Genomic DNA, 12,081 nt, shown 5'->3' on the forward strand with positions numbered 1-12,081 from the left:
TGTTGTTGTAGAACAATCTGTGCCATCTTGTACTACACAAAGAGTGTGGTGCCAGCCACACAGCCCGTTGATGGCAGGAGTCCCCCATGACTGACACGACCAGCGCCGAGCGCGCGAAGAGCTTCGCGCGCTCCCGCCGAGGACCGATCCTCGGCGCCATCTTCCTGATGGCCACCTCGGCCATCGGCCCCGGCTTCATCACCCAGACCGCGACGTTCACGGCACAGCTCGGCGCGGCGTTCGCCTTCGCGATCCTCGCCTCGATCCTGATCGACTTCGCGCTGCAGATGAACGTGTGGCGCATGATCACCGTCGCCGGCAAGCGGGCCGGCGACCTGGCGAACGAGGCGGTGCCGTACTCCGGTCACGTGCTGGCCACGCTCATCGTGATCGGTGGCCTGGCGTTCAACATCGGCAACATCGCGGGTGCCGGTCTCGGTCTGAACGCACTGCTGGGCATCGACCCGAAGATCGGTGGCCTGCTCTCGGCGCTGCTCGCGATCGGCATCTTCATGTACAAGCGGGCCGGCCGCGTCGTCGACATGGTCGTGCTCGTGCTCGGTCTGCTGATGATCGGGCTGACGCTCTTCGTCGCGATCGCGTCGCAGCCTCCTGTCGGTGACGCGCTGCGCCAGACCTTCGTGCCCGACACGCTCAACTTCGCGACCATCACCACGATCGTGGGCGGCACCGTCGGCGGCTACATCACCTACGCCGGCGCCCACCGCTACCTCGACTCGGGCCTGGTCGGCGCCGAGCACGTGCCGGCCGTGCACCGCGCCTCGATGAGCGGCATCCTCGTCACCGGGATCATGCGCTACGTACTCTTCCTGGCGATCCTCGGTGTCGTGGCCTCCGGCGTCACCCTCGACTTCTCGAGCCAGGCCGCGAACCCGGCCGGTCAGGCGTTCGGCGCGGTGCTCGGCGAGGCAGGCATCCGGATCTTCGGTGCGATCTTCTGGGCCGCGGCGATCACCTCGGTCATCGGTGCCGCCTACACCTCGGCCACCTTCATCTCGACCTTCTCCAAGAAGCTGGGAACGGGGTGGCGGCTGCAGGTCGCGACGGTCGGCTTCATCGTGGTCTCCCTCGCTCTCTACCTGCTGATCGGCGCGGCTCCCGCGGCTATCCTGGTCTTCGTCGGTGGCTTCAACGGCCTGATCCTCCCGATCGGCATGACGATCTTCATGTACATCGGCTGGTTCCGTCAGCGCGACGTTCTGCACGGCTACCGCTACCCGGTGTGGCTGCTGACCGTGGGCACGCTCGCGACCCTGCTCAGCTGGTACATGGGCATCGTCTCGATCGGCCCGATCTTCGCCTTCATCGGCATTGGAGCGTGAGCACCGTGAACAACAAGGCAACCATCGACCTGAACTCCGACCTCGGCGAGAACGCTCCCGACCGGGTGGTCGCCGACGACGCGGCCATGCTGGCGATCGTCTCGAGCGCCAACGTCGCCTGCGGGTTCCACGCCGGCACCCCCGAAGGGATCCGTACGACGCTCGCCGATGCCGTGGCCAACGGCGTCACGATCGGCGCGCACCCCGGCTACCGCGACTACGAGGGCTTCGGCCGCCGCGCGATGGACATCGACTCGGCGACGCTGCAGGCGCACGTCGAGTACCAGCTCGGCGCGCTGCTCGGCCTGACCTCGACGGTCGGCGGCGCGGTCCGCTACGTGAAGCCGCACGGCGCGCTCTACAACACGATCGCCCGCGACGAGCGACAGGCGCGGGACGTCGTCGCCGCGGTCAAGGCGATCGACCCGTCCCTCGTGCTGCTCGGGCTCGCGGGCGGCGTCGTGCTCGACATCGCCGAGGCCGCCGGGATCGCGACCGCCGCGGAGGCCTTCGCCGACCGCGCCTACACGCCCGGCGGCGAGCTGGTCTCGCGCGCCGAGCCCGGTGCGGTGCTGCACGACGCCGACGCCGTCGCGGCCCGGATGCTGCGGCTCGCGCGCGAAGGGGTGGTCGAGGCGATCGACGGCACCGACGTGGCCGTACGCGCCGACTCGATCTGCGTGCACGGCGACAGCGACGGGGCCATCCGGATGGCCGCCGCGACCAAGGCGCTCCTCGAGGCCGAGGGCATCGTCATCGCTCCCTTCGCCGGGGCGGACGCATGAGCGCGAGCACCACCCAGCTGGCGCAGGCGCGGGCCGCGCGTGCCGGGTACCGGGCGGGCGAGGTGGCTCCCACGAGCGGTGTCGCCGACGGCCTGGTGCAGGCCAACCTGATCTCCGTGCCGGCCGACTGGGCCTTCGAGGTGCTGCTGTTCGCGCAGCGCAACCCGAAGCCGTGCCCGGTGCTCGAGGTCCTCGACCCGGGCGCCTACGAGTCCGCCCTGGCGCCCGGCTCCGACCTGCGCACCGACATCCCGGCGTACCGGATCTGGCGTGACGGTGTGCTGACCGAGGAGGTCACGGATGCGAGCGGGGCGTGGGAGGAGCACCCCGACCTGGTCTCGTTCCTGATCGGCTGCAGCTTCACGTTCGAGGCGGGGCTGACCGACGCCGGGATCGCGATCCGTCACCAGGAGCTCGGCCGCAACGTGCCGATGTACCGCACCTCGCGCGCCTGCGCGCCGGCCGGGCGCCTGCGCGGAGACATGGTCGTCTCGATGCGACCGATCCCCGCCGACCGCGTCGCCGATGCCGTACGCATCTCGGGGCGCTATCCGGCGGTGCACGGCGCGCCGGTGCACGTCGGTGACCCGGCCTCGCTCGGTATCGCCGACCTCGCCGCTCCCGAGTTCGGGGACCCGCCCGAGGTGCGCGAGGGCGAGGTGCCGGTGTTCTGGGCCTGCGGGGTCACGCCCCAGGCCGCGATCATGGACTCGCGTCCGCCGTTCGCGCTCACCCACGCGCCCGGCCACATGTTCATCACCGACGTACGGGATTCGGAGTATCTGGCGTGAGGCGCGTTCTCATCGCATCGGATCAGGCGTTGCTGGTCGAGGAGGACGACCTCGAGGGCGCGATGCGGCTGCACGCGACGCTCGTGGCCGAGCCTCCGATCGGCGTCGTCGAGCTGGTGCCCGCGGCCCGGACGGTGCTCGTCCGGTTCGACCCCACGCTGGTCGACGAGGTGACGCTCGCCAAGGAGCTGTCCCGCGTCGAAGCCGTCCACGGCGGTCTTCCGGCCGCCGGTTCGGTGACGATCGGCGTGCGCTACGACGGGCAGGATCTCGACGAGGTCGCCGAGCTGCTCGGGGTCAGCGCCGAGCAGGTCGTCGCCCGCCATGCGGCCGCGACCTGGCGGGTGGCCTTCACCGGCTACGCGCCGGGCTTCGGCTACCTCGTCGGTGACGACCCGCTGTTCGACGTACCGCGGCGCTCGTCTCCGCGCACCCGGATCCCGGCCGGCTCCGTCGGCCTGGCCGGGACCTTCTCGGGTGTCTACCCTCGGGAGAGCCCCGGCGGCTGGCAGCTGATCGGGCGTACGGACGCACCGATGTGGGACCTGCACCGGGACCCGCCCGCGCTGCTCGCGCCCGGGATGACCGTGCGCTTCGAGCGGCTCGAGCGGCTCGAGCGGGAGTCGGTCGTCGTGAGCGAGCCTGCTCCGGCTGCCGCCGCCGCGGAGCATCCTGCAGAGCATCCCTTCGCCGTCGAGGTCGTACGCCCCGGCCTGCAGCTGGTGCTCGAGGACCTCGGCCGTCCCGGCCATGCCGCCCTCGGTGTCTCCGCCTCGGGAACCGCCGACCGCCGCGCCCTGCGGGCCGCGAACCGTGCCGTGGGCAACCCGCCCGGAGCGGCAGGGTTCGAGCTCGCCGGCGGTGGCGCGGTCCTGCGCTTCACCGGAGCCGCGGTCGTGGCGGTCGCGGGCGCTCCCGCCGAGACGACGGTCGTACGCACCGACGGCCCCGCGCTTCCCGTCGAGCACGGCGCCGCCACCGCCGTCGAGGACGGCGAGGAGCTGCATCTCGGCGCGGTGAGCGCCGGCCTGCGCGCCGTGGTCGCGGTGCGTGGTGGCCTCGATCTCGAGCCGGCGCTCGGCAGCCTCTCGAGCGACACCCTCGCGGGCCTCGGCCCGGGCGACCTCGGCGGACGGCCGCTGCGCGCGGGGGATGTCGTGCCGCTGAACGGACCCGCGGCCGCACCGCACGCGGTGGACCCGAACCCTGCGGCCGCCGACCTGCTGCCCGCACCGGGTGACACGGTCGTGCTGCGTGTCGTGCTCGGTCCGCGCGAGGACTGGTTCACCCCGGCTGGCGTACGCACCCTCGTCGAGCAGAAGTGGACCGTCACGCCCCGCTCCGACCGTGTCGGCGTACGCCTCGAAGGTGCCGTCCCGCTCGAGCGCGACGTGGCCGGCGAGCTGCCGAGCGAGGGGGCGGTGACCGGTGCCATCCAGGTGCCGCCCGACGGTCAGCCCGTGCTGTTCCTTCCGGACCACCCGCTCACCGGCGGCTATCCGATCATCGGCGCGGTCATCGACCGCGACCTGGACCTGGCCGGGCAGCTGCCGCCCGGGGTCCGCATCCGCTTCCGACCCGTCGCGCCCGATGGGCCGGCTGCCGAGACCCGAGGAGACTGACATGCGCAGGGTGCTCATCGCCAACAGAGGAGAGATCGCCGTCCGCGTCGTGCGGGCGGTTGCCGAGGCCGGCCTCGTGTCGGTCGCCGTCTACGCCGACCAGGACGCCGACGCACTGCACGTGCGTCTTGCCGACGAGGCGTACGTGCTCGGTGGGGCCACGGCCGCCGAGTCCTACCTCAGCATCGAGTGGCTCATGGCCGCGGCGCAGGCCTCCGGCGCCGACGCGGTGCATCCGGGCTACGGGTTCTTGTCGGAGAGCGCCGAGTTCGCGCGCGCCGTCGAGGCCGCCGGCCTGACCTGGATCGGACCGAGCCCGGAGAGCATCGACCAGCTCGGCGACAAGATCACCGCGCGCCGGATCGCGCAGAGCGTGGGCGCACCGCTCGTGGCCGGCACCGACCGGCCGCTGGAGTCCGCCGACGAGGCGGTGGCGTTCGCGCGCGAGCACGGTCTCCCGATCGCGATCAAGGCCGCCTTCGGCGGCGGCGGGCGCGGTCTGAAGGTCGCCCGGGAGCTCGAGGACGTCGCCGACGCCTTCGACTCCGCCTCGCGTGAGGCGCTGGCCGCGTTCGGTCGCGGGGAGTGCTTCGTCGAGCGCTTCCTCGAGCGTCCGCGGCACATCGAGGCGCAGGTGCTCGGCGACGGCGCCGGGCACGTCGTGGTCGTCGGTGACCGGGACTGCTCGCTGCAGCGCCGCAACCAGAAGCTCGTCGAGGAGGCCCCGGCGCCGGGGCTGACCGACGAGCAGCGCCGCCGCATCCACGAGGCCGCGCGCGACATCTGCGCGGCGGTCTCCTACCGCGGCGCCGGGACCGTCGAGTTCCTGATGGGCGAGGACGGGGTGATCTCCTTCCTCGAGGTGAACACCCGCCTGCAGGTCGAGCACCCGATCACCGAGGCGGTCACCGGAGTCGACCTGGTCGCCGAGCAGCTCCGGATCGCCGCGGGTGAGGGGATCTCCTTCTCGGAGACCCCCGCGCCGACGGGCCATGCGATCGAGCTGCGGATCAACGCCGAGGACCCGGGCCGCGGCTTCCTGCCGAGCCCGGGCGTCGTGACGGGGCTGCGAGTTCCCGCGGGGCCCGGCGTGCGCTGGGACGCGGGAATCGAGGCCGGCGACACCGTGCAGAGCGCCTTCGACTCGCTGATCGCCAAGCTGATCGTGCACGCGCCGGACCGGGACACCGCCGTCGTACGCGCCCGCCGCGCGCTCCGCGAGCTCGATGTGGAGGGGGTGGCGACCGTCGTACCCTTCGCTCGGACGCTGCTCGAGGACCCGGCCTTCTCGACCGACGGGTTCGCGGTGCACACCCAGTGGATCGAGACCACGCTGATGCCTCGGCTCGAGGCGCAGCGGCGTCCCGAGCCGGCCCCCGCGCAGCCGCTGCGGCGGGTACCGATCGAGATCGACGGTCGCCGGGTGATGCTCGGTCTGCCCGATGAGCTCCTGCGGGGGATCGCGGCGGGCGGGTCAGCGGTGGCTGATGCGGGTCCGGCGGCTGCCGACCCGGCCGGGCTGGAAGCCCCCGTCCCCGGCGTGCTCGTCGACTGGCTCGTCGCGGACGGCGAGCAGGTCGCCGCGGGCCAGGACGTCGCGGTCATCGACGCCATGAAGATGGAGACCCGTGTCGCCGCACACCGTGCGGGCGTGCTCGCCCACGGCACCGACGTGGGCGGCACGGTCGCGATCGGGGACGTGCTCGGGAAGATCGACTAGCTCAGGTAGCCCGGCTCCGGCTTCGGCGTACGGAGACAGCGGCATCATTGGGGAACCCCTGCCGGCAGGGCGAACCACGCCCTGCCGGTCGAGGCAAGAGTTCCTGGGACCGACCCCGTTCACCCGCGGGTCGATCACGCCGGTCGATCGGGCTCGCCCGTGATCGCCCCGGATCGGCGCGGCCACCAGAACGCCGGGCCAAGCCACAACGACAGGGCGGGGACCAGCACGGTGCGCACGAGCAGCGTGTCGAGCAGCACGCCCACGAAGATGACGATGCCGAGCTGGGCGAGCACCACCAACGGGAGCACGCCGAGCACGGCGAAGACCGCCGCCAGCAGGATGCCCGCGCTGGTGATCACGCCGCCGGTCGCTGTGAGACCGCGGAGCATGCCGTCGCGGAGTCCGTGCCCCCGCGACTCTTCCAGAGCCCGGGTGATGAGGAAGATGTTGTAGTCCACCCCGAGCGCGACCAGGAACAGGAACGCCAGCAGCGGCACGCCGACGTCGATCGCAGAGAACCCGAAGACACCGGTGTAGATCCACCACGACGTGCCGAGGGCGGCAAAGAAGGTGCCGACCACCGTGGCTACCAGCAACAGCGGAGCGACGATCGATCGCAGCAGCAGCACCAGGCCGATGATGACCAGGCCGAGGATCAGCGGGATCAGCAGCGCCCGATCGCGCTCGGCGGCGTCGCGCTCGTCGACCGACTGCGCCTCGGTGCCGCCGACCCAGGTGTCGTCGAAGCCGTCGAGCCGGTCACGAAGGTCGACGACGGCGGCCTCGGCGGCTGCGGTGTTGCTCGCGGCGTCGAAGACCACGGCGAGCCGGGTCAGGTCGTCGTTCTGCCCGGTGATGCGCACGGAGACCACGTCGTCGCCCTGCTCGATCGAGGTTGTCACCTCGCCGGGATCGCTACGGGTGATGACGGTGGCGGGGTCGACGGTGCCGGCGGGGAAGGACTCGCCGAGGCGGGCGGCGGCGCTGATCGACTCCGGCGTGTCGAGGAACTGCTCGGAGGTGGGCAGTCCCTGCTCGATCTGGGTGACGGAGAAGCCCAGCAGTGCGACCACGCCGATCGCGCCCAGGGCGAAGCGGCGGGGACGTCGGGAGACGGTGGTGCCCAGCCGGTGCCACGCCGAGGTGCGCGAGTCGACCAGTGGTTCCTGCCCGACGCGCGGGACCAGCGGCCAGAACACCCACCGCCCGAAGAGCACGAGAGTGCAGGGCAGCACGATCAATGCATACGATGCCGCGATGACCACGCCGACTGCGCACGCCAGGCCGAGGCCGCGGGTCGTCGGCACCACCGACAGCAGCAGGGTCAGCAGGCCGAGCGTGACCGTCGTGGCGCTGGCCAGCACCGCTTCGAGCGTGCCGCGCACGGCGGTGGCCATCGCGACGTAACGATCCTCTTGGACTCGCAGCTCGTCGCGGTAGCGGCTGATCAGCAGCAGCGCGTAGTCGGTGCCGGCGCCGAAGACGAGGACGCTCAGGATCCCGATGGTCGACTCGTCCCAGGCGACACCGAACGTTGCGAGGACATGGGTGGCCGAGACGGCGGCCACCTGGTCGGCGAGCCCGACCACCAACAGCGGAACGATCCACAGCAACGGGCTGCGGTAGGTGATGATCAGCAGCACTGCGACGATCACGGCGGTGGCGGCGAGCAGGGTGACGTCGGCGCCCTCGAAGACCCCGGCGAGGTCGGCCTGGACCGCAGCAGGACCGGTGACCTGAGCGTCGACGCCGTCGGGTGTCTTGTCGTCGAGAAGGTCGCGGATCCGCTCGATCGCGTCGGCGGTCTCGCTCGCGCCCTCGGCCCCGATCGGCACCACGCCCAGGGCGGCCGTGGCGTCCTCGCTGGTCTGAAGCGGTTGCTGCTGGGCGGGTCGGCCGCCGTCACCTTGTTGCGGACTCTCCGAGGCCACGACCTCGCCGTACAGTGCCGTGAGCTCGCCCTCGACCGTCTCGGTGGACAGCGTGCCGTCGTCGGTGGTGAACAGCACGATGGCAACTGCGGAGTCGTCGGCCCCGAACTCGTCAGCGAGCTCTGCGACGGTGCTGGAGTCGTAGCCATCCGGGAGGTTGTCGGTCGGCGAAGGCGTGCGTTCCGCCTCCCCGACAGCGCCGATCAAGAGGCCCGAGAGAACGAGCGCGACGAGCGAGACCACGGCGGCCAGGGATGGTCGCAACAGCCGCCGGGTCGCCGGCGCTCGACGCGAGGAAAGAGACGGCACGTGCGTCCTCCTAGGTAGACTTGAACGAAAGTATGAAAGTAACTTAGTAAGTTGGTGAGAGAAATCCAAGGCGACGAGTCGAACGACCCTCAGGTGAAGCCCTCGCCTGGGCGGGTGGCCGAGGCCATGGGCACATCCACGCTGCAGCTGCTTCGGCGACTGCTCGACGTCGCGCAGCAGTCGGCGCCGGCGGTGGCTCGTCGCGCCGACCTGAATCACCATGAGCTCTCTGCGATGAAGCTGATCACCCGCGCGCCGATCGGGCCGAGCGACCTGGCCCGCGAGCTGGGCGTGAGCTCGGCAGCAGCCTCCGGGATCGTCGACCGACTCGCTTCACGCGGCCACGTCCGGCGTGAACCGGACCAAGACGATCGCCGCCGGACCCAGGTCGTGGTCACCGACTCCGGTCGCGCGGACATCCTCGGTCAGCTGATGCCGATGTTTCTTGCCCTGGACGAGCTCGATCGCGGGCTGTCACCTGACGATCGTGCGGTCATCGACGCGTATCTCACCGCCGCGATCGAGGCGGTCGAGCGGCTCCTCTGAGTTGCGGGAGGACTTCCTTACCGACGTGTGTGGTCGAGGATTGCCGGGATGACCGTGTCCCAGGTGTACGGCGGCGGAGGTTCGTGCCCGACGCCGTCGAGGACGAGGAGCGTCGCGTCGGGGATGTCGCGGGCCAGGATCTCGGCGTGACCGATCGGGAACAGCGGGTCGCGGGTGCCGTGGACGACCAGGGTCGGCGCGGCGATGTCGGCCAGCGTCGCCACCACCGGCTCGCCGTCGCTCATCGCGTGATGGTTGGCGAGGCTCGGCCGCATGTCCGGGGTGCGACGTACGGCTCGCTCGACCACGGCCCGCGTCCGGGCCTCGTCGAAGCGCTCGGGCACGAATGCCCGCTGGTCCTCGACCAGCATCGTCACCAGGGCCTCGTGGTCGCCGGGATCGGGCACCGCGCTCTTCGCGGCCGCCGCGAAGAAGTCGGCCAGCTCCTCACCGACGGGCGGCAGGTCGGGTACGCCGTCGAAGGCCGGTGAGGTCTCGTCGAGGATCATCGTCTCGACCCGGTCCGGATGCAGCACGGCCACGCACTGGGCCAGCGCGCCGCCCATCGAGATGCCGAGGAGGTGGGCCCTGTCGAGGCCGAGGGCATCGAGCAGGGCCGGGATGTCCGCGATCATGTCGCGCCCGGTGTAGCCCGGCGCGCCCGGCGGCCAGGTCGTCGAGCGGCCGGTGTCGCGGTGGTCGTAGCGGATCACGAACCTCTCACCCGCGGCCAGCGCCTGGCAGAAGTCGTCCTCCCAGTAGTCCATCGAGGCACTCATGCCGCCGACGAGCAGGATCGGCGGGTCCTGCGGACTCCCGAACGTCTCGACGCACAGCTCGATCCCGTTGACCGCCAGTGTCTGCTCGCCCATGGCGACCAGCAAACGGGTGGTCCTGGCCCGCGTCAAGGCGTTAAGACGTCAACGCGTCGAGTACGCGTCGATCTCGTCGCGCAGCCGGGCCTTGACGTCGTCGGGTGCGTAGGAGACGTCGACCGCGGCACGGGCGAGGTCGGCGATGCCGGCGGTGTCGAGGCCGAGGAGGTCGGTCGCGATCTCGTACTCCTGGTTGAGCGTGGTCGCGAACATCGGCGGGTCGTCGGAGTTGATCGTGACCGGCACGCCGGCATCGACGAACGTCTTCAGCGGGTGCTCCTCGAGCGTCGCGACGGCACCGGTGGCGACGTTGGACGAGGGACAGACCTCGAGCGGGATCCGGTGCTCGGCGAGGTGGGCGAGCAGGGCGGGGTCCTGGGCCGCCGAGGTGCCGTGGCCGATCCGCTCGGCCTTCAGCACGGTCAGGGCATCCCAGATCGTCTGCGGCCCGGTGGTCTCGCCGGCGTGCGGCAGCGAGCGGAGCCCCGCGGCGCGAGCCGCGTCGAAGTGCCTCTCGAACTGCGGCCGGGGAACCCCCACCTCCGGCCCACCGAGCCCGAACCCGATGAGCGCCTCGGGGCCGTGGTCGACGGCGTACGCCAAGGTCGCGTCGGCCGCCGGGATCCCCGCCTCGCCCGGGATGTCGTAGATCCAGCGCAGCGTGATCCCGAAGTCGCGCTCGGCACCGACGCGCGCGTCCTCGAGCGCCTCGGTGTAGGCCTCGATCGCCATCCCGCTGTGTCCCGTCCCGGCCGGGCGCTCGGCCAGGTCGGGGCGTACGGAGGTGTACGGCGTGCAGGTCAGCTCGGCGTAACGGACCTGCTGGGTCTGGGCCAGGTCGCGCGCGATCTCGTAGGTCAGATAGCGGATGTCCTCCGGTGTACGCACCAGGTCGACGACCGAGAGGTAGACCTCGATGAAGTGCGCGAAGTCGCTGAACGTGAAGTAGTCCCGCAGCAGCTCGATATCCGCCGGCACCGTCCCCGGATGCCGCGCGGCCAGCTCCGCGACGATCCGCGGCGAAGCCGACCCGACGTGGTGGACGTGCAGCTCTGCCTTCGGCAGTCCGGCGATGAAGGTCTTCAGGTCACTCACGCCCCGATCCTCACACGCGGGTTCGCCCTTCCGCGACTTCCTTTCTCGGCCGTCCTCATCAGGTCTTCGGGTCCGAACCGATCCACGTACGCCGCTGCGCGAGGTAGCCTCGGCCTCACCGGCCGGTTAGGGGGAGAGATGCGAGCGATCCATCACTGGGACCTCTGGGTCGACGACTTCGAGACCGCCGCGGGCGAGTGGGGGTGGCTCTTCGGCGAGCTCGGCTGGGAGGCCGGGGAGAAGGGTCACTTCTGGGAGGCACCGGACGGGACGTACGTCTTCCTGGAGCACTCCACCGACCAGCACGGCACGCAGGACCGGCTCCGGCCCGGCGTGAACCACATCGCGTTCACCATCGAGAGCCGAGAGGTGCTCGACCGGATGCGGGCGGCGTCGACAGAGCACGGCTGGCACGAGATGTACGCCGACCGCTACCCGCACGCCGGCGGCGACGAGCACACCGCGCTCTACCTGGAGAGCTCCGAAGGGTTCGAGGTCGAGGTCGTGCTGGACGTCGACGACCTCACCGCCTAGCCGCAGCCGGAAGGCTCAGCGGTAGTCCTCGTCGTCCTCGTCGTCGATGATGTGCATGGCGGCCTCCTCGGCCGAGGCACCGGCGCCGTCGATGCCGGCGTCCACGCCGTAGAGCTCGGACTCGGTGTCCTCGCCCTCGCCGAGGTCGGGGTCGACCAGCCGGCCCGCTCGCTTGTTGCCGACCTCGCGGCCGTCGGGGTCGTCGCTCTCCTCGGCATCGTCGTACTCGACCGCGTAGGGATCCGGCTCCGGCACCTCCTGGTGGCGGCGCTGGTCGATGCACTCACGGTGCTCCTCCTCCCAGGGCGTGTTGCCGTAGTCGGTGGAGTAGTGATCGGCGGTGACGATGCCGTGGTCGAGCTCGTCGCGCACCTCACCCTCGAGAACGTCCCCGGAGAGCGCGTCCTCGCCGGTGATCTGGTCCTCGTCGTCGACACTGTAGTCGCCGTAGTTCTCGCGCGATTCGCTCACTTGAGTCTCCTGATCGGCCGGCATTGGGGTCATCGCGGCCCCCTTCGGTAACGTTA

At 71.1% G+C, this 12,081-nt stretch carries 10 protein-coding genes and 2 pseudogenes; 8 read left to right on the forward strand and 4 right to left on the reverse strand.

What is annotated here, in order from left to right:
* Positions 1-86 precede the first annotated feature (86 nt).
* The 6 genes and pseudogenes from ACZ6WN_RS05635 (at position 87) to ACZ6WN_RS05660 (ending at position 6,261) form a co-directional block, all read left to right on the forward strand.
* Positions 87-1,343, forward strand: coding sequence for an NRAMP family divalent metal transporter (locus tag ACZ6WN_RS05635; protein WP_465863249.1), 1,257 nt, complete (start codon positions 87-89; stop codon positions 1,341-1,343).
* Positions 1,344-1,348: 5 nt separating this feature from the next.
* Positions 1,349-2,128, forward strand: a complete 780-nt coding sequence (locus ACZ6WN_RS05640; RefSeq protein ID WP_465863250.1) for a LamB/YcsF family protein — start codon at positions 1,349-1,351, stop codon at positions 2,126-2,128.
* Positions 2,125-2,919: a putative hydro-lyase gene (locus ACZ6WN_RS05645; RefSeq protein WP_465863252.1), complete on the forward strand. Its 795-nt coding sequence runs from the start codon at positions 2,125-2,127 to the stop codon at positions 2,917-2,919. The genes ACZ6WN_RS05640 and ACZ6WN_RS05645 overlap by 4 nt, the downstream gene beginning before the upstream one ends.
* A pseudogene (locus ACZ6WN_RS05650) lies at positions 2,916-3,518 on the forward strand (5-oxoprolinase subunit B family protein); the annotation flags it as partial. The gene ACZ6WN_RS05645 and the pseudogene ACZ6WN_RS05650, both read left to right, overlap by 4 nt.
* A gap of 105 nt (positions 3,519-3,623) precedes the next feature.
* Positions 3,624-4,541 (forward strand): annotated as a pseudogene (locus ACZ6WN_RS05655) (5-oxoprolinase subunit C family protein); the annotation flags it as partial.
* Between the two features lies 1 nt (position 4,542).
* On the forward strand, positions 4,543-6,261 hold the full coding sequence (locus ACZ6WN_RS05660) for an acetyl/propionyl/methylcrotonyl-CoA carboxylase subunit alpha (RefSeq protein ID WP_465863253.1): 1,719 nt from the start codon (positions 4,543-4,545) through the stop codon (positions 6,259-6,261).
* Between the two features lie 134 nt (positions 6,262-6,395).
* Here ACZ6WN_RS05660 and ACZ6WN_RS05665 read toward each other — a convergent pair whose 3' ends face one another.
* The gene (locus ACZ6WN_RS05665; RefSeq protein ID WP_465863254.1) at positions 6,396-8,504 is read right to left on the reverse strand and encodes an MMPL family transporter; all 2,109 of its coding nucleotides are present in this window, start codon (positions 8,502-8,504) and stop codon (positions 6,396-6,398) included.
* Positions 8,505-8,618: 114 nt separating this feature from the next.
* Between ACZ6WN_RS05665 and ACZ6WN_RS05670 the strand changes: the two genes are divergently transcribed.
* Positions 8,619-9,050, forward strand: a complete 432-nt coding sequence (locus ACZ6WN_RS05670; protein ID WP_465863256.1) for a MarR family winged helix-turn-helix transcriptional regulator — start codon at positions 8,619-8,621, stop codon at positions 9,048-9,050.
* A 17-nt stretch (positions 9,051-9,067) separates the two neighbouring features.
* On the opposite strand, the gene ACZ6WN_RS05675 is transcribed toward ACZ6WN_RS05670, so the two are convergent.
* Together ACZ6WN_RS05675 and ACZ6WN_RS05680 are read right to left on the reverse strand one after the other, a co-directional pair.
* The gene (locus tag ACZ6WN_RS05675) at positions 9,068-9,922 is read right to left on the reverse strand and encodes an alpha/beta fold hydrolase (RefSeq protein ID WP_465863258.1); all 855 of its coding nucleotides are present in this window, start codon (positions 9,920-9,922) and stop codon (positions 9,068-9,070) included.
* Positions 9,923-9,970: 48 nt separating this feature from the next.
* Positions 9,971-11,020, reverse strand: coding sequence for an adenosine deaminase (locus tag ACZ6WN_RS05680; protein ID WP_465863259.1), 1,050 nt, complete (start codon positions 11,018-11,020; stop codon positions 9,971-9,973).
* Between the two features lie 138 nt (positions 11,021-11,158).
* Here ACZ6WN_RS05680 and ACZ6WN_RS05685 point away from each other — a divergent pair, with 138 nt between their 5' ends.
* Positions 11,159-11,554, forward strand: a complete 396-nt coding sequence (locus ACZ6WN_RS05685; protein WP_465863260.1) for a VOC family protein — start codon at positions 11,159-11,161, stop codon at positions 11,552-11,554.
* A 15-nt stretch (positions 11,555-11,569) separates the two neighbouring features.
* On the opposite strand, the gene ACZ6WN_RS05690 is transcribed toward ACZ6WN_RS05685, so the two are convergent.
* On the reverse strand, positions 11,570-12,025 hold the full coding sequence (locus ACZ6WN_RS05690) for a DUF5709 domain-containing protein (protein WP_465863261.1): 456 nt from the start codon (positions 12,023-12,025) through the stop codon (positions 11,570-11,572).
* Positions 12,026-12,081: the final 56 nt, after the last annotated feature.

This window comes from Nocardioides sp. NPDC054178, from assembly GCF_055585005.1.